Origin of the sequence: Rhizobium sp. CF142 (assembly GCF_000281145.1) — a bacterium.
Taxonomy (GTDB): Bacteria; Pseudomonadota; Alphaproteobacteria; order Rhizobiales; family Rhizobiaceae; genus Rhizobium.
Genome location: NZ_AJWE01000093.1, coordinates 94956 through 116213, shown reverse-complemented (window position 1 = coordinate 116213; position 21258 = coordinate 94956). Strand labels below are relative to the sequence as shown.

The window sequence follows — 21258 nt, the reverse complement described above, 5'->3', positions numbered from 1 at the left end:
GCGAAAGGGCTTTGGTCCTCCCGGTAGCGCGGGCCGGACGAGACCGCCCAGTCCGCATGTCTGCCCCCAGCCGGCGGCCGCCTCAGATGGCGAGGCCGCTCTCGTTGAATTTATGGATGCGCGTCTTGTCCGGCGTCAGGTAGACCGTATCCCCGGCCTTGGAAGCAAAATCGCCGTTGCTGCGCGCCGTCACCATCCCGATACCCTCGACATCGACATGCAGGAACGTATCGGAGCCGAGATGTTCGGCGACCATGACCCTGCCCTTCCAGTCGCCACTTTCGGTCGACAGCAGCACATGTTCGGGACGGATGCCGATCGTGTGCGCATTGAGCTGCGCAGCATTCTGCCCCTTGATGAAATTCATCTTAGGCGAGCCGATGAAGCCTGCAACGAAGAGGTTTCGCGGGCTGCGATAAAGCTCCAGCGGCGAACCGACCTGCTCGATATTGCCCCTGTTGAGCACAACGATCTTGTCGGCCATGGTCATGGCTTCCACCTGATCGTGGGTGACGTAGACCATCGTCGTCTTCAGCTGCTGGTGCAGCTCGCTGATTTCGATGCGCATGTTGACGCGCAGCGCCGCATCGAGGTTCGACAGCGGCTCGTCGAAGAGGAAGGCCGAAGGCTGGCGCACAATCGCGCGGCCGATGGCGACACGCTGACGCTGGCCGCCAGAAAGCTGGCGCGGCTTGCGATCCAGATAGTCGCCGAGATTCAACACGCGGGCGGCATCATCCACCTTGCGGTCGATCTCTGCCTTGTCCATGCCCGCCATCTTCAGGGGGAAGGCGATGTTGTTGCGCACGCTCATATGCGGATAGAGCGCATAGGACTGGAACACCATCGCCAGACCCCGCTCGGATGGCGCCTTCTCGGTCGCATCCTTGCCGTCGATGACGATCTTGCCGCCGGAGACGTCTTCGAGGCCGGCGATCAGGCGCAGCAGGGTGGACTTGCCGCAGCCCGAGGGGCCGACGAAGACGACGAACTCGCCGTCCCTGATATCGAGATCGATCGAAGGGATGACCTTGGCTTCGCCGAAGACCTTCGAAACCTTTTGAAGGGTAATGCTGCCCATGTTTCTCTCCCTATGATCTTATTTCACCGCGCCAAAGGTCAGGCCGCGGACAAGTTGTTTCTGGCTGAACCAGCCGAGGATGAGGATCGGCGCAATCGCCATGGTCGAAGCTGCCGAAAGCTTGGCGTAAAACAAGCCTTCCGGGCTCGAATAGGAGGCGATGAAGGCTGTCAGCGGCGCCGCCTTTGACGCCGTGAGGTTCAGCGTCCAGAAGGCTTCGTTCCAGGCAAGGATGATGTTGAGCAGCAGCGTCGAGGCAATGCCGGGCACCGCCATCGGCGTCAGCACATAGATGATTTCCTTGGCGAGCGACGCCCCGTCCATGCGGGCGGCTTCGAGGATCTCGCCGGGGATTTCCTTGAAGTAGGTGTAGAGCATCCAGACGATGATCGGCAGATTGATCAGCGTCAGCACGATCACCAGACCGGTGCGCGTATCGAGCAGGCCCGAATTGCGGAACATCAGGTAGATCGGGATGAGCGCGCCGACCGGCGGCATCATCTTCGTCGACAGCATCCACATCAGCACGTCTTTGGTCCGTTTGGTCGGCGCAAAGGCCATGGCCCAGGCGGCCGGAATGGCAATGATGAGACCGATCAGCGTTGAGCCGAACGAAATCACCACCGAGTTCATGAAGTGGCTGAGATAGTTTGAGCGGCTCTGCACTTCCGCATAGTTCTCCGCCGTCCAGTGGAAGAACAGGAACTGCGGGGGCGAGGCGATGGCATCCGCCTCCGTCTTGAAGCTCGTGAGGAACGTCCAGAGGATCGGGAAAAAGATCAGGATGCCGAGCGCCCAGGCGATCGCGGTCATGATGACCTTGCGTTGGGTGGTGACCTTTCTAGCCATCTCAAGCCTCCAGATTCTTGCCGACGAGGCGTACGAGGAAGATCGCGACAATATTGGCAAGCACGACCGCCACGATACCGCCTGCAGATGCTCCGCCGATATCGAACTGCAGCAGCGCCTGTGCATAGACGAGATAGGTGAGGTTCGTGCTCTGCGTGCCCGGACCGCCATTGGTGGTAACCAGGATTTCTGCGAAGACCGAGAGCAGGAAGATCGTCTGGATCAGGATCACCACGGTGATGGCGCGGGCCATATGCGGCAGGATGATGTAGATGAACTTCGAGATCGGTCCGGCGCCGTCCATCTCGGAGGCTTCTTTCTGCTCTTCATCGAGCGACTGCAGCGCGGTGAGCAGGATGAGCGTGGCGAAGGGAAGCCACTGCCAGGCGACAATCAGGATGACGGAGAACAGCGGCACCGTGGCCAGCCAGTCGATTGGCTGCAGGCCGACAGCCTTTGCCATATAGGCAAAGAGGCCGTTGACCGGGTTCATGAACATGTTCTTCCAGACGAGCGCTGCCACCGTCGGCATGACGAAGAAGGGCGCAATGACCAGAATGCGAACGATACCCTGACCGTACATCGGTTGATCGAGCAGTAGTGCGAAGAGAATGCCACCGACAACAGTGATGACAAGCACACCTGCAACCAGCACCAGCGTATTGATGAGCGCGGCGAAAAAGGCCGGGTCGGTGAGGAAGTATTGGTAGTTTAAGAGACCGACGAAACTCTCCATGCCCGGGTTGAGCAGATTGTAGTTCAGCAGGGAGAAGTAAATCGTCATCGCCAGCGGGACGATCATCCACGCGAAGAGCAGCACCACGGAAGGTGCTATCATCAGGCGTGCTGCGGAGCGAGTGTGGAACGTTGCCATAGCAATCACCGGTCTGATCTGAAGCGGAAATGGCTGCGAAACAGCTTTGAAAAAAGCGGCCGCCGATGCAGTTCGGGCAATCGGCGGCCCAGAGGTGCGGAATGTCAAGCATTCCGTACGTCTCAGGAGGTTTTTACTTGATGTAACCCGCCTTGGTCATTTCGCGGGTGGTCAGCTGCTGCGCGCTCTGCAGAGCCTGGTCGACCGAGATCTGGCCGGCAAGAGCTGCGGAGAATTGCTGGCCGACGGCCGTGCCGATGCCCTGGAATTCCGGGATCGCCACGAACTGGACGCCGACATAGGGAACCGGCTTCACAGTCGGCTTGGTCGGGTCGGCGGAGTTGATGCTGTCGAGCGTCATCTTCGCAAACGAAGCGGCCTTCTGGTAGTCGGCATTCGCATAAAGCGAGCTGCGGGTACCGGGAGGTGCGTTCAGCCAGCCTTCCTTTTCGGCGACGAGGTTGGTGTAATCCTTGCTCGTTGCCCAGGCGATGAACTTCTCGGCGGCTTCAGACTTCTGCGAGCCTGCCGGGATGGCGAGGTTCCAGGCCCAGAGCCAGTTGCCGCGCTTGCCGAGGCCCTTGTCCGGAGCCAGTGCAAAGCCGACCTTGTCGGCAACTTGCGACTGCTTCGGGTCGGCAACGAAGGAAGCAGCAACCGTTGCGTCGATCCACATGCCGCACTTGCCGGTCTGGAAGAGCGCCAGATTCTCGTTGAAGCCGTTGGAAGAAGCGCCGGGAGGGCCAGCTTCCTTCATCAGGTTGACGTAGAAGGTCAGCGTGTCCTTCCACTCGGGCTGATCGAACTGCGGCTTCCACTGTTCATCGAACCAGCGGGCGCCGAAAGAGTTCGACATAGCCGTCAGGAAGGCCATGTTTTCGCCCCAGCCGGCCTTGCCGCGCAGGCAGATGCCGTAGACTTCCTTGTCCTTGTTGGTGATCTTCTTTGCAGCATCTGCAATGAAGTCCCAGGTCGGCGCATCAGGCATCTTCAGGCCGGCAGCGTCGAACAGATCCTTGCGGTACATGACCATGGAGCTTTCGCCGTAGAACGGTGCCGCATAGAGCTTGCCGTCCTGGCTGATACCGCTGCGGATAGCCGGCAGCAGATCGTCCACGTCATAGTTGGCGCCGAGGTTGTCGAGCGGCAGAAGCCAGCCTTTCTTCGCCCAGATCGGAACTTCATAGGTGCCGATCGTCAAGACGTCGTACTGTCCGCCCTTGGTCGCGATGTCGGTCGTGACCTTCTGGCGCAGAACGTTTTCTTCGAGGGTTACCCATTCAAGGTCGATGCCGGGATTCTTCGCCTTGAAATCATCCGTCAGCTTCTGCATCCGGATCATGTCGCCGTTGTTCACGGTCGCGATTGTCAGCGTTTCGGCCGAAGCCATGCCGGCAAACGCCATTGCTGAGCAGGCGCCCAGCAGAAGAGTTCTCAATGTCATATCTTCCTCCCAGAAGATGAGTGTGAGCATTCGCTTTGCTCATGGGCAATTACTCATCAGCGGAGAAAATTTGTCAATTGGCAATCGTTGCTGCGATGCCGAACAATCGAGCTATATTGTTGATTCGAAACGATAATATTTTTGCTCAACTACTGAGCAAAAACTCAGCCGTCTCTTCGTCGGTGATCAAACCGTTCACCTGATGACCTGTAATGGCAGCCCTGATCGCGTTGAACTTCCGCTTGCCCTTGGCAATTCCGATGACTGTGGACGAATCGCGTGGCGGGATGGGAGCGGAAGCAACACGCTCGTTGATCGGGTTGTCGAGCAGCCTGCCGTCCACGTCGAAAATCCAGCCGCAGATCTCACCCACGGCACCGCCGCGCATCAGCTCCATCATCTCGTCTTTTTCGAGGAAACCATCGACGCAGAGCGGGCCGTCAATGCCGAGCTCGCCGATACCGACGAAGGTCACATCCGCCTGCGCGCTGATCGCCAATGTCGAGCGCACGAGTTGCTGGCCGTGCAGAAGCTCCCGCTCCTCCGCCGAGGTGACGAGAACCGGCAGCGGCATCGGATAGTGCCGCGCCTTGACGGCATCGGCCATGCTGAAAATGACGTTGTAATAGGCCGCCGAACCGTCCGGCGCGATATTGCCCGTCAGCGAGACGATGCGGTGATTGGGACATTCGATCGCCGGCAGCTGGTCGACAGCCGCTTTCAGCGTTCGCCCGGTGCCGACGGCAAGCACGATCGGATCGGGGCGTTTCAGCCAGCGCTCGATTTCGGAAGCAGCCGCTTCGGCAATGCCAACCGTCGTCGACGATGAGCCGGGATCGCTGGGAACGATCTCGACATGCCGCAGACCAAATTTCTTGCGCAGCTGGTTGCCGAGCTCGAGGCAGGCGGCAATCGGGTGGTCGAGCCGCACTTTGATCAGCCGCTCGGCCACGGCAAGCGAAACGAGCCGCTGCGCCGACTGGCGCGAAATACCCATGGCGGAGGCGATTTCATCCTGGGTACGGCCGGCGACATAATAGAGCCAGCCGGCGCGCGCCGCATCGTCCAGCCGTCCGGAAGTCTCCGCTCTTTTAACCATCTATCGCCGCCATTGATTTCTTTGAGTCTATCTGGTGCCAGATCAAAACAAAAATCGGGCAAATGTCGAGGGCGTTGAAAAAGTGAGCAGCGGTTCTTCAGCCGAACCACTGCATGACGATATAGATCGCCGCCTTGACGAGACCGTAGATCACCCCGCCGGCAACGACGAGCGAGACGGCCGTCATGGCGAAGCCGAGAAGCGAAAACAGCCCGTCTCGGCCAAGAATGGCAAAGGCGAAGAGCGAAATCGCAATCGCCGGCAGGATATTGCCGAGCGGCACCGGCAGCACGAGAACGATCGCCAGCACAAGACAGCAGAAGCCCGCCAGATATTCCGCCGGCGGCTCGACGAAAATGCTCAATCGTGGCTGCAGCATGCGCTCCGCCCAGGCGAGCCAGGGATGAATACGCCCGACGATCGTCTCGAAATCCTCCCGCCGCATGGAGCGCGCCGCAATCGCCTTCGGCAACCACGGCTTCAGGCCTAAGGTAAGCTGTGCGGCAAGGAAGATCAGCGGTGCGCCGAGGAGCGACGAGGTGCCGGGCGGCGTCGGAAAAGCGTTCGGCAGCGCAAAGATCAGCATCAGCGCGCCGATCGCCCGGTCGCCCATCGTCTGGAACAGGTCGCCGATCGACACGCGTTCGCGGCCTCGATCCGCCGCCATCTGTCGCAGGATGGAGGACAGGCGCTTGCCTTTCGGACGCGGCCTGCGGGCTATCGTTCTCTGAGTTTCGGTATTTTCGATTGTCATGAATCCGGCCGGGGAGGGTGAATGATGAGAAGCTTGCCCATGCAATATGCCAATAGCATGACCTTGGCGGATGAAATTATCAGCTCATAATGATCAGGCTTTGTTCATTTATCGAATAATCCTTGTAATTCGCCGCCAAGAGTGCGAGCAGACGCCAAGCACAGACAATTGGCAGACATCAGATGATTATTTCATTCGATATCGGAGGCTCCGCCATCAAGGGCGGGATTGCGCGTTCGGAATCCGACATCGTACCGCTTGGCCGTCGCCCGACCCCCAAGGATGATTTCCCGGCTTTCGTCGCGACGCTGAAGAGCATCATCGCCGAGGCCGGCGAGCAGCCCTCGCGCATTGCACTCTCGATTGCCGGTGTCGTCGACCCGGACACGCAGCGCCTCATCGTCGCCAATATCCCCTGCATCCACGACCGCAACCTCGCCGCCGACCTGGAGGCTGAGCTCAGCCTGCCTGTGCTGATCGCCAATGATGCCGATTGCTTCGCCATGGCGGAAGCCGAACTCGGCGCCGGCCGCGGCCATCGCATCGTCTTCGGCGCCATCCTCGGCACCGGCGTCGGCGGCGGCGTCGTCTCAGATGGGCGCCTCATCAATGCGTCAGGCGGCTTTGCCGGCGAATGGGGCCACGGCCCGATCATCGCATCGCAGGCCGGCACTCCGCCGGTTGCGATCCCCGCCTATGCCTGTGGCTGCGGCCAGAAAGGCTGTGTCGATACCGTCGGCGGCGCGCGTGGTCTGGAACGCCTGCACAAGACGCTGCACGATCTCGATTTCTCCAGCGAGGAAATCATCACCAACTGGCGCAACGGCCAGGAAAAAGCCAATCGCACGATCGACGTTTATGTCGATCTCGTCGCCTCGCCCTTAGCACTCGCCATCAACCTCACAGGCGCAACCATCGTGCCTGTGGGCGGCGGCCTCTCTAATGTGGAGCCGCTGCTGGCTGAGCTGGATCAAGCGGTGCGCGCTCGTATCCTGCGGAAATTCGACCGCCCGCTGGTCGTGCGCAGCGAATGCCGTATCGAACCGGGCCTGATCGGCGCGGCACTTCTGGGCCTCAAGGCTGAAGCTGCATAGTGCAATTCCAATAACTGTGCGGCTTTGCTGGATCGCGCAAAAACAGAGTTCTAAAGCGTCGGCCACATCCGGACGATCGCGGCAAAGCGCAGCCAGTCCTTTCGCAGACAGGGAGTCCAGGCGGCTTCCGCGATGGCCGGCAGCCGCGGGAAGACCAGCCGGTTGAAATAGGCCCGCGAGACGAAATTCTCGCCCCATATACAGGCCTGGATGCCGCGCATCCGCTCCCTCAGCTCCTCCGGCAATTCGCCTTCGGCTTCGTAAGCATAGGTCTTTTCCGGTGGCGTGAAACCGGCCCAGCTGGCACCCGGCTCTCCCCAGTCTTCGGCCTGCGCCATGTCGAGATAGTAGGCCTGACCCGGCGTCATGACGATATCATAGCCCTCCCCTGCCAGCTCGATGCCGACGTCAGGTTTTTCCCAGGCCATCAGCAGTGTGCCTTCGCGATCGACGCCGCCGCCCTGCGAAACCTCGTTCCAGCCGGCAAGCTTCTTGCCGCGCTCGGCAAGCATCGCCTTGATCCGCCGGAGGAAATAGGATTGCAGTTCGGCCGTGCCCGCAAGCTTCTCACGCTCCATCAGCGTTCTGCAAAGCGGCGAGGCAAGCCAGGAGCCATGTGGCACCTCGTCGCCGCCGATATGAATATATTCGGACGGAAAGAGCGGGAGCATTTCGTCGAACACCTTGCCGAGGAACTCATAAGTGAATTCGACCGCTGGATTGAGCGCATTGTTTGGATATCCCTGCACCGACCGGTAGCCGTCCGGCGCCTCCTGTCCATCGACGAGTTGCAGCAGGGAGAGGAGTGCTGCGGAGCTGTGACCGGGTATATCGATCTCCGGCACGACTTCGACACGCAGCATGCCTGCATGAGCAACGACCCCTCGGACATCTTCCTGGTTGTAAAATCCTGAACGCGGCTCCGCGCCATCGCCGAGCTGCGGCAACAGAACTTCGTCAGGCCCACGCTTTGCACCGATCTCCGTAAGCTCAGGATAGGCCTTGATCTCCAGCCGCCAGGCTTCATCGTCGGTCAGATGCCAGTGAAAAATATTGAGCTTGTTCCAGGCGAGGATATCGATCAGCCGTTTGATATCAGGGACCGGATAAAACTGCCTGCTGACATCGAGATGACAGCCGCGCCATGTGTAGCGGGGCTGATCGGCGATAGTGCCGAAGACCGGAAACTGAAAGGTTTCCGGATCATGGCGCGCTCCATGCAGCAGTTGCGCAAGACTGATCAATCCGTAAAGCAGCCCGGCCGCATCGTCGGTACCAAGAATGATCTCTTGTGCCGTGAAACGCAGTTCATAGGCCGCCTCCATGATCGAGGATTCCCCCTTGAAGCGGATCTGCCGCCCCCCCTGAACCGGCTGCAGCGTGAAAGGCACGTTGTCGGCCGGAAAGAGCCGCTGGTAGAGGGCGAGCACCTTCTCCACGGCCCTGATATTCTTGGCGCTCGAGCCAGCTGCTGGATAAAGCGCGACGGGCGGCATATCGTCCGGCCGCAACGACAAGAACAACGGCCAGGGCAGCAGCGAAAAGGGCTCTGTCACCTCGCCCTTCGGCAGAAGCTCCGGCAATTCGCCGCGCTCGACACCAGCGAGCATCAGATCGCCAAAGCTGACGGGCACATGCCGGCCATCGGCTAGCGTGAGGTAGGCGGATTTGATGCCCGACGTGACATGCTTCGGGCCGTTCGTCAGGCCTTCCACCGTAAACTGCCAGCTGCCACCTGGCTTGATGGTGAGCCCCTCGGGCGGAGAATATTCATGAAAATTCGCCACGCGCCGTTTCAGTGTCGCACCCTCGGCGACATGCTTGTCCGCCACGCGGGTTAACGACGTGTAGGCAAGCGTAAAGCCGGACAGCGTCTTGGCGGACAGATTGAATAGCGTGAAGGTGAAGCGCCCAAAGCTTCCTTCGACCGGACTCCAGCTCGCTTCCAGACGGTAATCGGCCACGGTCATACCTCCCTCCAGCTTATATAGAGCGATCTTTACTCCCGTTTAGCGCCACCGTCTTCTCGGCCGCTGGAAAATATCAGGCTTTGCCGGCTACCTGCCGAACCTGATGAGCTGAAACAAAAATGGCGCGGCCTCGACCGCGCCATTGCCTCATTCGGCTGCCAATGCCGGCGGATGATGGATATCTCCATCCGCCTCTTCCTGGTTGGCATTGGCATATTCGTCATTCCTGGTCTTCGGCTCGCGACCGAAGAACAGGGCATAGCCGGCCGGCAGCACGAGGATGGTCAGCACGGTGGCGACCAGGATGCCGCCCATCATGGCGTAGGCGAGCGGACCCCAGAAGACGCCGCGCGAGATCGGGATCAGCGCAAGCACGGCCGTCAGCGCCGTCAGCGTGATCGGCCGGAAGCGGTTCACGGCAGCCCCGATGATCGCCTCCTGCCTGTGCATGCCCGCCTTGATATTCTGGTCAATCTGGTCGACGAGAATGATCGAGTTGCGGATGATAATGCCGAGCAGCGCAATGACGCCGAGGATCGCCACGAAGCCGAAGGGAGCACCGCTGATCAGCAGGGCCGAGGCCGCGCCGATAATGCCGAGCGGACCGGTGGCGAAGACCAGCATCGCCTTGCCGAAGTGCTGCAGCTGCGCCATCAGCAGGATCATGATGACGACGAGCATGATCGGCGCCTTGGCGGCAATCGAGGCCTGGCTTTCAGCCGAATCCTCGGCACCGCCCTGGATCTCGATCTTGTAACCGGCCGGCAGGCTGTTCCGCAGGTCCTGCATGTCGTTGTAGAGCTTGGTCACCACGTCGTTCGACTGGACATTGTCGGGCAGGGTTGCACGCACCGATATCGTCGGCAGGCGGTCGCGCCGCCATTCGAGACCCTGTTCAACGACAGGCACGACCTTGGCGATCTGCGAAACCGGAACGAAGCCGCCGAAATCCGTCGGAACATAGACCGAATTAACGGCCGAGAGCAGCGAACGGTTCGCGTCCGGCTCGCGGGCGACGATCGAGACCGTCTCCTCGCCGTCTCGGAAGTCGTCGAGCGGCGCCCCGGACATGGCGGTCTGCAGCATCTGTCGGACGCGCTGCGAAGTGACGCCGAGTGCGCGGGCACGGTCCTGATCGATGACCAGCTTCATCGCCGGCACCGGCTCCAGCCAGTCGTCATGAACAGCACCGAGTATCGGATCCTTGGTGAAGCGCTCCTTCACCTGATCGGCAATCCTGCGCACTTCAGCACGATCCGGCCCCATCACGCGCATCTGCACCGGCCAGCCCGTCGGCGGGCCGAGAAACAGACGATCGACTTTGCCGCGGATGTCGGGGAAATCTTCTGCAAGGATTGTCCTGAGCTTGGTGATCAGTCGCTCGCGGGCCGGCTCGTCATTGGCCATGATCAGCATCTGGGCGTAGTTCGGGTTACGAAGCTGCTGGTCGAGCGGCAGGAAGAAGCGCGGCGCGCCTTCGCCAATATAGGTGGCGATGAACTTCTTGTCGGGATCGTCCATCATCTTGGCTTCCAGCGCCTTGGCCTCGACTTCCACCTGCTTGATGCTGGTTCCCTCCGGCAGCCAGAGATCGACGAGGATTTCCGGACGGGAGGACTGCGGGAAGAAGTTCTGCGGAATGAACTGGAAGCTCCACAGGCTGGTGACGAAAGTGGCAAGCGTCAGCGCAAGTACGATGACGCGATGGCGCACCGCCCAACCGACTGTACGACGCAGGCCGCGATAGAAGCGTGTGTCGAACACATCATGATGATCGCCGCCCGCATGTTTGCGCTGCTTGAGGATCATGTAGCCAAGCCATGGCGTGAAATAGACCGCCACGAACCACGAGGTCACCAGCGCAATGCCGACGACATAGAAGAGCGAGCGCACATATTCGCCGGCGGTCGATGCAGCAAAGCCGACGGGAATGAAGCCGGCCGTGGTGATCAATGTACCCGTCAGCATCGGGAAAGCAGTCGAGGAATAGGCGAAGCTCGCCGCGTCGATCTTGACGAGACCCTCCTCGAGCTTTCGCTCCATCAATTCCACGACGATCATCGCATCGTCGACCAGCAGGCCGAGCGCGATGATGAGCGCACCGAGCGAAATGCGCTGCAGGTCGATGCCGAGTTCGTACATGATGGCAAAGGTCGCAGCCAATACCAGCGGAATGGCGATGGCAATTACCAGACCCGAGCGCCAGCCGATCGACAGGAACGAGACGATGAGCACGATGGCGAGAGCTTCGCCGAGCGCATGCATGAATTCGCTGACCGCATCGGTCACGACGTCAGGCTGGTTGGAAATCTGATCGACAGAGACGCCATAAGGCAGCGAGTCCTCGAAGCGCTTGTAGGTCGCGTCGACGTCCTTGCCGACATCAGTGACCTTGAAGCCCTTGGCCATAACGACGCCGACCTGCACGCTCTCGTGACCGTTATAGCGGTACTTGCGCTGGTAGGGATCTTCGAGGCCTGATGTGACGGTGGCGATATCGCCGAGGCGCGTCACCTGATTGCCGGAGCGCAGCCGCAGTTCGCGGATATCTTCCACCTTGTGGACGTTGCCTTCGACCGAGATGCGCACCGAACGCAGACCGGTATCGACATTACCAGCCGGATCGACGGCATTCTGGCCCTTGATGGCATTCTGGAGATCAGGGATCGTCAGGCGACGCTCGGCGAGCGCCTTGGAGGAGACGTCGATATAGATCTTCTCCGGCTGGTCACCGATGATGACGGCCTTTTCGACACCGGGCGTTGTCAGCAGCATGTCACGCGCCTGGATCGCGTATTTTTTCAGCTCAGGATAGGAATAGCCGTCGCCGCTGATCGAATGCAGCGTGATGAAGGTATCGCCGAATTCGTCGTTGAAATACGGGCCAAGCAGGCCCTGCGGCAGGTCGCCGCTGATATCGCCGACCTTCTTGCGCACCTGATAGAAGGCGTCGGCCACATCAGCCGAATTCGTATCGCCCTTTACCTGCACGGTGATGATCGTGCTGCCGGCGCGCGTATAGGACTTCACCCAGTCGAGATGCGGCGTTTCCTGCAGCTTGCGCTCGATCTTGTTGGTGACCTGGTCTTCCATGTCCTGAAGCGAGGCACCGGGCCAGATCGCCTGCACAACCATGACGCGGAAGGTAAAGTCCGGATCTTCCTTCTGGCCCATGCGCGTCAGGCCGAGCACGCCGGTGATCAGGATCAGCCCGAAAAGGAAGCGCGCGATGCTCGGATGGCCGATCGCCCAGCGCGAAAGATTGAAGGGGCGCTTTTCAGTGGTTTTGGCGTCCATGATCCTGTTCCCTCTCCTTGAGCCGTTCAGCGGACGGCTGCGTCCGTTTCGGCGGCAGCCGATTGCTGATCGGGAAGCTTGACCTGCAGGTTTTCGCTCATGAATTGGGTACCGGCGGCAACGACGAGATCGCCATTATCGAGCCCATTGGTTACGCGCACGCCATCGCCGGTGAAATCGGCGACCTCGATACCGCGGGAGTGCACGGTCGCCGTCCCGCGATCGACGGTCCAGACAACCTTCTTGCCGTCCTTCTGCGCCAGCGCGCTGAGCGGAATGGAAACATAGGTGTTGGTATTGCTGACATCGGCCTCGATCGTCGCCGTCATGCCGAGCAGCACACGCGGATCGTTCGGCAGGCTGACACGCACGGCGAAAGTGCGTGACTGCTGATCGGCGCTGCCTGCGACCTCACGAACGGTGCCGTCATGTACAAGCTTGTCATCGGACCAGAAGCTCGCCTTCACGGTCTTGCCGGGCTTGAACTGGGCGATATCGTTTTCCGGCACCGCGATCTGCACTTCCTTCTCGCCATCGACCGCAACGGCAACGACAGGCGTGCCGGATCCCACGACCTGTCCGACATCGGCATTGATGGTGGTCACGATACCGCTATGGTCGGCCTTGAGTTCCGTATAGCTCACCTGGTTCTTCGCCTGATCGAGCGCGGACGCGGCGGCATCGCGGGTCGAAATCGCCTGATCGTGGCTGAGAGAAGCCTGCTCGACCTGTGATTTCGGCGCGACATTCTTGTCGAAGAGCTGCTCGGCGCGGCGGTTGGCGATATCGGCCGTCTCGACGGCCTTTTCGGCGGCGGCGAGATTGGCGTCGGCAGTCTTCACCGCAAGCTGATAGTCGGTCGAGTCGATCCGCGCGAGAACGTCACCCGGCTTCACCTGTTCGCCGATATCGACGAGACGCTCGGTGATCTTGCCGCCGACGCGGAAGCCGAGGTTCATTTCCGTGCGCGCCCTTACCGATCCGGAATAATCGAGCGTACGGGTATCGCCAGCCTTGGTGATCTCCACCACCTTGACTGGCCGGATGACCTCCTTGACCTCTGCCTTTTCTTCCGTGCAGCCGGCGACGCCGAGCCCGACCGCGCCAAGGAGCGCGAGGCTCATGACGAACGGCACGCGGTTACTGAAGGTCTTGAGCGAAAACATCTTTCGCACTCCTGATCGTTTCGGGTTTTCTTGACGGTCTTTGCCGCGCTTATTTTCTAAGTGCCCTGATCGCAAATTCGATCAGTTCGTCCACGGCCGCCCGGTTTGTCTTGGCAAGACATTGGGCAACCATTTGCGGGTGGCAGAGATTGATGGTCGCCGCTCCGAAGCAGCGGGAGGCGACCTCGGGGTCCTGATCGGCGAATTCACCGGCAGCGATGCCGTCGCGGATAACGTCGGCAATCAATGCGTGAATGGAGTCGATGTGTTTCTCGATGACATGCCAGTCGCGTTCGATCGCGACGATCACCATCTCATGCACTTTCTGCTGATCGAGCATCATGTCGAGCGTCAGCTGGTACTGGCTGCGCACGTACTGGCGCAGCCGGTCGGAAGCGCCGATCTTCTGATGGCAGATATTGGCTGCAAGCTCATAGCTCATCGCCAGCATGCGTCCGCAGATCGCCTGGTGGATCTCAACCTTGGAGGCGAAGAAACGGTAGATATTGGCAGGCGACATGCCGAGGTCGCGGGCCACATCCGCGACGGTCGTCTTGGAATAGCCGTAGTGGCGGAAAAGCCGCTCGGCCGCATCCAGGATGCGGGTGATATTTTCCTGCCGTGTGACGTCCAGCGTGGTTTCCGCGATGTCATCCATGGGTTTCGGGCCTGATATTTTACGACTGACGAAATTCGAATTTCGTCAGTCGTAAAATATCATCCCTCACTTGTCAATGATTTTGCGATGCAAACAAAAATGCCGCAGCCTGGGCAGGCTGCGGCATCGCAACGAAAACAGGTTTGAAAGATCAGACGAGCTTGACGTCGAGCGTGATCGGAACGGCAGAAAGTGCCTTGGAAACCGGGCAACCAGCCTTCGCCATGCCGGCAAGTTCTTCGAACTTCGCCTGGTCGGCGCCGGGAATGCTGCCGGACAGTGACAGGTGGATGGCGGTGATGGCAAAGCCGCCTTCGACGCTTTCGAGCGTCACCTTGGCCGATGTTTCCATATGGTCGGCCTTGAGGCCGGCTTCGCCGAGGATCAGTGACAGCGCCATGGTGAAGCAGCCTGCATGGGCCGCGCCGATAAGCTCTTCCGGGTTGGTGCCAGCAATGCCTTCGAAGCGGCTTGCGAAGCCGTAGGGATAATTGCTCAACGCGCCGCTCTGGGTCGAGATCTGCCCCTTGCCGTCCTTGAGACCACCCGACCAATGGGCCGAAGCTGTACGATTGATCTGCATGCCGTCCTCCTGTTTCGATTGATTTTCGAAGCGTTGCGCCGCTCCACCGCGAAGGACACTCTGCCCTTACGACCGGCAATATAGTCCTCTATCCGCGGAAGACGACACCAGATTGAATACCAATCATCATACAAGAGCATTGTTTATGTATGATGATTGCTTTAAAAGACCGGTCACGAGGAGCCTTTCGATGCAGCCTGCAGCAAGACGCGACGAAAAGAGCTCGGCGCCCGAGCGCCGGCCGCGCGTCCGCCGTAACGTCACGGCGGCGATTGCCGAAGATATCTGCGCCAACCGCTATGCTGTCGGTACACTGCTGCCGCGCGAAAACGATCTCTGCGAACTCCATGGCGTCAGCCGCACCGTCATCCGCGAATCCCTGAAGGTTCTGGAATCCAAGGGACTTGTGCGCGGCAAGCCGCGCATCGGCACCACCGTCTGCGACAAGGACGAGTGGAATATCCTCGATCAGGATGTGCTGGAATGGATGGGACCGCATCTCGGCGATTTCGACTTGCTTGCCAGCATTCTTGAAGCCCGCCGCACCATCGAGCCGGCTGCCGCCGAATATGCAGCAAGCCGCGCGAGCGCTCAGGAGATCGCCGATCTCGACGATGCCTGGCAGCGCATGCAGTCGGCGAGCGACGATTCCGAAGCTTTCACCGAGGCGGATCTGCTCTTCCATACGGTGCTTCTCAAGGCGAGCCATAACCAGGTCTTCCATCGCCTCTCCAGCGCTATCCATGCCGCCCTGAAATTTGCGCTCCACGCCTCGAACCTCGCCATGCCTGATCACCGCGAGGCGCTTGCCCTGCATGGCAAGGTGGTCGAGGCACTGCGCCTGCGGGACGCGGCAAGCGCGCGCGATTGCGTCAACCGAATTCTCGACCTCGCCAAACGCGACCTCACAGCCGCCGGCCGAACGAGATAACGAAATGACGAAATAACAGAACTCAGAACAATATCGGCGGCTCGGCCGCTGATGGGAACACGAAGCGAAACGAGAGCACGATTTCCATGAAGATCACCAAACTGACTACCTATATCGTTCCGCCGCGCTGGCTGTTTCTGAAAATCGAAACCGATGAAGGCATCGTCGGCTGGGGCGAGCCTGTTGTCGAAGGCCGTGCGCTGACCGTCGAGGCCGCCGTTCACGAGCTCGCCGACTATCTTGTCGGCAAGGACCCCTTCCTGATCGAAGACCACTGGACAGTGATGTATCGCGGCGGCTTCTACCGCGGCGGCGCCATCCACATGTCGGCGATCTCGGGCATCGACCAGGCGCTCTGGGACATCAAGGGCAAGGCACTCGGCCAGCCGATCCATTCGCTGCTCGGCGGCCAGGTACGCGACCGCATCAAGGTCTACAGCTGGATCGGCGGCGATCGCCCCTCCGATGTCGCCCGCAACGCCAAGGACGTCGTCGCCCGCGGCTTCAAGGCCATCAAGCTCAACGGCTGCGAAGAGATGCAGATCGTCGACACCAACGAGAAGATCGACAAGGCGGTCGAGACCATCGCCACCATCCGCGAAGCGATCGGCCCGCATATCGGCATCGGCGTCGATTTCCACGGCCGCGTCCACAAGCCGATGGCAAAAGTGCTCGCCAAGGAACTGGAGCCCTACAAGCTGATGTTCATCGAGGAGCCGGTCCTGTCAGAACACCGCGAAACCCTGAAGGAAATCGCTAATCATTGCTCGACGCCGATCGCGCTCGGCGAACGCCTCTATTCGCGCTGGGACTTCAAGTCGGTCCTGTCGGACGGCTATGTCGACATCATCCAGCCGGATCTGTCGCATGCCGGTGGCATCACCGAATGCCGCAAGATCGCAGCCATGGCCGAAGCCTATGACGTGGCGCTCGCGCCCCACTGCCCGCTCGGGCCGATCGCGCTTGCCGCCTGCTTGCAGGTCGATGCCATCTCCTACAATGCTTTCATCCAGGAGCAGAGCCTCGGCATCCACTACAACAAGGGCAACGACATCCTCGATTACATCTCCAACAAGGAAGTCTTCCAGTACGCCGACGGTTTCGTCTCCATCCCGCAAGGCCCCGGCCTCGGCGTCGAAGTGGACGAAGCCTATGTCATCGAGCGCGCCAAGGAGGGCCATCGCTGGCGCAACCCGATCTGGCGCCACGAAGATGGCAGCTTCGCCGAATGGTAACCAGAAGGGCCGCGAAAGCGGTCCTTTTTCATTCTCCCTGTCGGATCGCGGACAGCTCATCCGTCATGGTGGAAGCTCAAAGAGGAGATTTCACATGGCCAGAGCAATCGCAGTCCTGATCGCCCGCATCATCTTCAGCTTCATCTTCTTCATGGCTGCCGGTTTCAAATTCGCCGATATCGGCGCGACGGCAGCCTATATCACCGCGGCCGGCTTTCCGGCGGCAACATTCCTTGCCTGGATCGCGGCTTTCTTCGAGATCGCGTTGGCGCTCGCCTTCATCACAGGCGCCTTCTTCAGCGAGGCCAGCTTGCTCGCAGGCATTTACGTGATCTTCCTCGCCTTCTCCTTCCATGGCCCGTCGCTCTGGCAGCAGAACCAGGCCGAGTTCGGCTTCTTCGTCGATCACTTCTCCTTTCTGGCCGGCCTGCTCTTCGCCGCCGTTCACGGACCGGAAAAGTGGGCGCTTCGCCATAACCTCCTGAAATAGTCCTCAACGCCACGCGCTCCGGAACCAAGAGCCGCCCCGATCATTGCCTTTCCGGCAACCACAAAGAGGAACGGTCGATGGAGTTGCAGGGAAAGATCGCATTGGTGACCGGCGCAGGCTCCGGCATCGGCAAGGCAACCGCATTGAAGCTCGCCGCTGAAGGCGCAAAGGTTGCGGTACTGAGCCGTACCGAAAGCGAGGTACTGCAGACCTGCAAGGAGATTGTCGCGGCCGGCGGCCAGTCGATCGAACTGACTGCCGATACCAGCGACGAAGGACAGATGCGCATCGCGATCGACAAGATGACCGAGGCCTTCGGCGGTATCGACATCGTCGTCGCCAATGCCGGCATCAACGGCGTCTGGGCGCCGATCGATGACCTCAAACCCGACGAATGGGATCAGACCATGGCCGTGAACCTGCGCGGCACCTATCTGACCCTGCATCTGACCGTACCCTATCTGAAGATAAACGGTGGCTCCATCATTGTCGTTTCCTCCATCAACGGCACACGCACCTTCACCACACCGGGCGCCACGGCCTATACCGCCACCAAGGCCGGCCAGGTCGCCATGGTGCAGCAGCTGGCGCTGGAACTCGGCAAACACGGCATCCGCGTCAATGCCGTCTGCCCAGGCGCGATCGAAACCAGCATTTCAGCCAACACCACCACGCGTCACCGTGAAGAAACCGAGGTGCCCGTCATCTGGCCGGAAGGCGAAATCCCCATTACCGGCGGCAAGGCGGGGTCGAGCGACGATGTCGCCGAGACGATCCTCTTCCTGGCCTCCGAACGTGCCCGGCATATTACCGGCACGCCCGTCTGGATCGACGGCGGACAGGGGTTGCTGCGTTAGAGCAGTTGCTCGGAGCGAACAGCCGACGGGATGAGCGGCACTGTGCATAGGCAGCAGAGGCTGCATAGGCATTTTTGGTCGTATGTGGGAAAATGTCAGACATCCACATGACAGATATATAACCTGACATTTCCTAGGAAGCGTAAGAATTTGCCTATGCGGCTCCTGCAGCCTATGCAGGCACTCAAGCCTCGCAGATCTTGCCGAAGCGTGAAGCCTGTCTTGCGAAAACGCGAAGCGATCCGCGACGGATCCGGTACATCGCTCGAGCATCGAATTCGAGTCGCTTTGCATACCTGAGGCCGACCGGTCCATCAGCATAGTGCATAGGATGCATAACTTGCATAGGTTTCTTCCTACCTTCGCGGAGAAATGTCAGACATTCACATGACACACAACGAATCTGACATCTTCTAGAAAGCGTGGGAAACTGCCCCTGCATCTTATGCATCCTATGCAGGCTCCGAACGCTGATGGATCTTGCTGGTCAGCCGTTCAGCCGCGCGCTTTCCAGCGTGTAAAGCAATTGCGGGCGTTTGACGCCGCGCAGAGCATAGCGGCCGATACAGGCGAGAACGTTGCGTTCCGCCTCGGGGATCGCCGCTTCGAAATCCGACGACATCAGCACATTGAGATCAACCGAACGGCAGATCGAGGCAATGCGGCTCACCTCATTGACCGCTGGCCCGATGACCGTGAAATCCAGGCGGTCCTGACTGCCGATATTGCCGTAGAAGACATCGCCGATATGCAGGCCGATATAGACATCGGTCGTCGGCCGCCGGTCCACCTCGCGCGCCGCATTCAGCGCCGCAAGCTTCTGGCGCAGCAGACGCTCGGCCTGCAGGGCCGCTGAACAACTTTGCGCCGGATCCTCGCCCTTGAAGATGGCAAGCACGCCATCGCCGATCAGCTTCAGAACATTGCCGCCGGCCTCATGGATCGCGGTGATCACCACCTCGCTATATTCGTTGAGCAGCGGGATGATCTCTTCCGGGGCGGAATTGTCTGAGATCTTCGTGTAGTTCAAAAGGTCGGAAAACCAGAGTGCTGCCGAAATCCGCTCGGTCTTGCCGCGCGAAATCTTGCCATCCATCACCTGGCGCGCCGCATCCTCGCCGAGATAGACTTCCGCGATGGTTCGGGCGATGCGGGCAAGAGCGACGCATTTGATCGCCAGCCCAAGCACCGGCACCAGCTTGCGCAGGATGATAAGATCCTGCTCCGAAAAGCCTTCCGGGTGTTTGGTCGAGAAATGCGAGAAGAAGCAATCCATCTCACCGATCGTCCCGGCCTCGGCGAAGCGATGCGCCATGGCGACATAATCCGTATGGCCCGAAGCACGGATCTGCTCCAGCATAATGAAATCGGTTGGATCGCCGAAGCCGATCCTGCGCCGCACCTCTTTGGTGCCTGTTGTCCAGAGATAGTAGAAAGCCGAGCGGCGCCAGGTATCCAGTCCCTGGCCTTCGCTCGAAGGGCCATATTCGAACTCGCCCTCGAAGGCCTCTACGCTATCCCAGCGGAAGGCCCGCCCCTCATGCACCGGGTGAAGCGTGTCCATCAGCGCCATAGCGCGGTCGAGACGCATGCCCGCATTACGGCAGGCTTCGCAAAAGCCGGCGAGTAGCTCGGCTTCAGACACGCCGTTCAAGCCTTGTTCCGTCACCCATGCTGCGATTGTGCCGACGTCGCTGTGATCCATGCGCTCTCCTCACGATCCGCAAGCTGTAACGTGAATCTGCTGTAGATGGAAAGACAATCAACCAGAACGGATCATTGCGGAGCCGGCATATTGTAGAGCGTAACGATTTCAACAGCCGAAAACGCGGTCCGGTTGGTGGGAATGGCGCGCGCCATGATCGCGCGGAAGGCAGAGCGCGCATCCGTCCTCAGATCGTGATGCAGCACGAAATCGATCCGCCGCTCGGCAAGCAGCGCGCGGTTATCGGCATCGAGATCATGCGCCACAAAGACCGAGACCGACCTGCCCGCGGCCTCGAAGGCCGCAAGCACCGCGCGATTGCCGCCACCGACCGAATAGACGGCATTGATGGCAGGATCACCGGCAAGGGCTGCCGAAACCAGCGTGCCGGTTGCAGCATCCGTGCCATGCCCCTCGCTGACTTCGATAATGCCGATCGACGGATAATGGGCGCGGATCACCCGGCGAAAGCCGATCTCCCGCTCCTCTTCGCCGCGAAATCGGCCGCTCGACAACGTCACCAGCGCCTTGCCGCCTGATGGCCCGATGAGCCGGCCGATGAGATAGGCGGCCGTCTCGCCTGCTGCCCGGTTGTCGGCCCCGGCATAAGCGGACCGGGCCGAATTCGGCAGATCGGTGACGAGCGTGACGACCGGGATATCGGCGGCATCGAGCCTTGCGACGGCAGCGACGATATCGGGCACATCGGGCGCCTTCAGCACGATACCATGCGTGCCGCGCAGCCGGATGCGGTCGAGAAGCTGCACGAGCTCCGCCGCCCGCATGACCTCGGCAAAATGAAACCGGCAGCGGAAGACGGTCGGCAGGAAGGTCGCAACCTCCGCTTCGAAGGCCGCCCGCACCGCCGTGCTGAACCTCTCAGGCGTCTCCATAACGATATCGATCGTGCGCTTGCGGCCGGCGACATCGGCACCCGCCTGTTTCTCGAGCTCGGTGATTGCCGCCTTGACCCGCATCTCCGTCTGCCGCCTGACACCCGGCCGGCCGTTCAGCACACGATCAACGGTCGCGGCGCTGAGCCCGGCCTGGAAAGCGATGTCCTTGACGAGAAAGGGATGGGCCATGCCGTTGTCATACCCCCGGCGTTTTGATGGATTTTTGATGGATTCCTGATCTATATCATCATCGCCGACGGCGTATAGTCCCCTCA

The 21258-nt window shown here is 60.2% G+C and carries 18 protein-coding genes; 5 read left to right on the top strand and 13 right to left on the bottom strand.

What is annotated here, in order from left to right; translation table 11 throughout:
• Positions 1-82: 82 nt before the first annotated feature.
• The 6 genes from PMI11_RS19720 to PMI11_RS19695 form a co-directional block, all read right to left on the bottom strand.
• Positions 83-1081, bottom strand: a complete 999-nt coding sequence (locus PMI11_RS19720) for an ABC transporter ATP-binding protein (RefSeq protein WP_007820428.1) — start codon at positions 1079-1081, stop codon at positions 83-85.
• A gap of 18 nt (positions 1082-1099) precedes the next feature.
• The gene (locus PMI11_RS19715; RefSeq protein ID WP_007820425.1) at positions 1100-1930 is read right to left on the bottom strand and encodes a carbohydrate ABC transporter permease; all 831 of its coding nucleotides are present in this window, start codon (positions 1928-1930) and stop codon (positions 1100-1102) included.
• A gap of 1 nt (position 1931) precedes the next feature.
• On the bottom strand, positions 1932-2804 hold the full coding sequence (locus tag PMI11_RS19710) for a carbohydrate ABC transporter permease (RefSeq protein WP_007820423.1): 873 nt from the start codon (positions 2802-2804) through the stop codon (positions 1932-1934).
• Between the two features lie 133 nt (positions 2805-2937).
• The gene (locus tag PMI11_RS19705; protein WP_037071721.1) at positions 2938-4248 is read right to left on the bottom strand and encodes an ABC transporter substrate-binding protein; all 1311 of its coding nucleotides are present in this window, start codon (positions 4246-4248) and stop codon (positions 2938-2940) included.
• A gap of 145 nt (positions 4249-4393) precedes the next feature.
• The gene (locus tag PMI11_RS19700) at positions 4394-5347 is read right to left on the bottom strand and encodes a sugar-binding transcriptional regulator (protein WP_007820417.1); all 954 of its coding nucleotides are present in this window, start codon (positions 5345-5347) and stop codon (positions 4394-4396) included.
• Positions 5348-5444: 97 nt separating this feature from the next.
• Positions 5445-6023 (bottom strand): exopolysaccharide biosynthesis protein, encoded by a 579-nt coding sequence (locus tag PMI11_RS19695; RefSeq protein WP_244430626.1) that lies wholly within the window; start codon positions 6021-6023, stop codon positions 5445-5447.
• Positions 6024-6283: 260 nt separating this feature from the next.
• Here PMI11_RS19695 and PMI11_RS19690 point away from each other — a divergent pair, with 260 nt between their 5' ends.
• Complete coding sequence (locus tag PMI11_RS19690; RefSeq protein WP_007820412.1) at positions 6284-7195, top strand: ROK family protein; 912 nt, start codon at positions 6284-6286, stop codon at positions 7193-7195.
• A gap of 50 nt (positions 7196-7245) precedes the next feature.
• Here the strand turns inward: PMI11_RS19690 and PMI11_RS19685 are convergent, their stop codons facing one another.
• From PMI11_RS19685 to PMI11_RS19665, 5 genes are all read right to left on the bottom strand, one after another.
• Complete coding sequence (locus PMI11_RS19685; RefSeq protein WP_081493278.1) at positions 7246-9159, bottom strand: beta-N-acetylhexosaminidase; 1914 nt, start codon at positions 9157-9159, stop codon at positions 7246-7248.
• A gap of 153 nt (positions 9160-9312) precedes the next feature.
• Positions 9313-12462: an efflux RND transporter permease subunit gene (locus tag PMI11_RS19680; RefSeq protein ID WP_007820410.1), complete on the bottom strand. Its 3150-nt coding sequence runs from the start codon at positions 12460-12462 to the stop codon at positions 9313-9315.
• A gap of 26 nt (positions 12463-12488) precedes the next feature.
• Entirely contained in the window at positions 12489-13628 is a 1140-nt protein-coding gene (locus PMI11_RS19675; protein WP_007820409.1) for an efflux RND transporter periplasmic adaptor subunit, read from the bottom strand.
• A gap of 49 nt (positions 13629-13677) precedes the next feature.
• Positions 13678-14286 (bottom strand): TetR family transcriptional regulator, encoded by a 609-nt coding sequence (locus PMI11_RS19670; RefSeq protein ID WP_007820407.1) that lies wholly within the window; start codon positions 14284-14286, stop codon positions 13678-13680.
• Between the two features lie 151 nt (positions 14287-14437).
• Positions 14438-14869: an OsmC family protein gene (locus PMI11_RS19665; protein WP_007820406.1), complete on the bottom strand. Its 432-nt coding sequence runs from the start codon at positions 14867-14869 to the stop codon at positions 14438-14440.
• Between the two features lie 190 nt (positions 14870-15059).
• On the opposite strand from PMI11_RS19665, the gene PMI11_RS19660 reads away from it, so the two are divergent.
• From PMI11_RS19660 to PMI11_RS19645, 4 genes are all read left to right on the top strand, one after another.
• Positions 15060-15800, top strand: coding sequence for a FadR/GntR family transcriptional regulator (locus PMI11_RS19660; protein ID WP_007820405.1), 741 nt, complete (start codon positions 15060-15062; stop codon positions 15798-15800).
• 86 nt (positions 15801-15886) lie between these two features.
• A complete protein-coding gene (gene dgoD, locus PMI11_RS19655) occupies positions 15887-17035 on the top strand; it encodes a galactonate dehydratase (protein ID WP_007820404.1) in 1149 nt (382 codons plus the stop codon).
• Positions 17036-17129: 94 nt separating this feature from the next.
• Positions 17130-17525 carry a DoxX family protein gene (locus PMI11_RS19650; RefSeq protein WP_007820403.1) on the top strand — a complete coding sequence of 132 codons (396 nt, stop codon included), beginning with the start codon at positions 17130-17132 and terminating at the stop codon, positions 17523-17525.
• 77 nt (positions 17526-17602) lie between these two features.
• Positions 17603-18382, top strand: coding sequence for an SDR family oxidoreductase (locus tag PMI11_RS19645; protein WP_007820402.1), 780 nt, complete (start codon positions 17603-17605; stop codon positions 18380-18382).
• 487 nt (positions 18383-18869) lie between these two features.
• On the opposite strand, the gene PMI11_RS19640 is transcribed toward PMI11_RS19645, so the two are convergent.
• Positions 18870-20087, bottom strand: coding sequence for an adenylate/guanylate cyclase domain-containing protein (locus PMI11_RS19640; RefSeq protein WP_007820401.1), 1218 nt, complete (start codon positions 20085-20087; stop codon positions 18870-18872).
• Positions 20088-20158: 71 nt separating this feature from the next.
• Positions 20159-21172 (bottom strand): LacI family DNA-binding transcriptional regulator, encoded by a 1014-nt coding sequence (locus PMI11_RS19635; protein ID WP_037071715.1) that lies wholly within the window; start codon positions 21170-21172, stop codon positions 20159-20161.
• Positions 21173-21258: the final 86 nt, after the last annotated feature.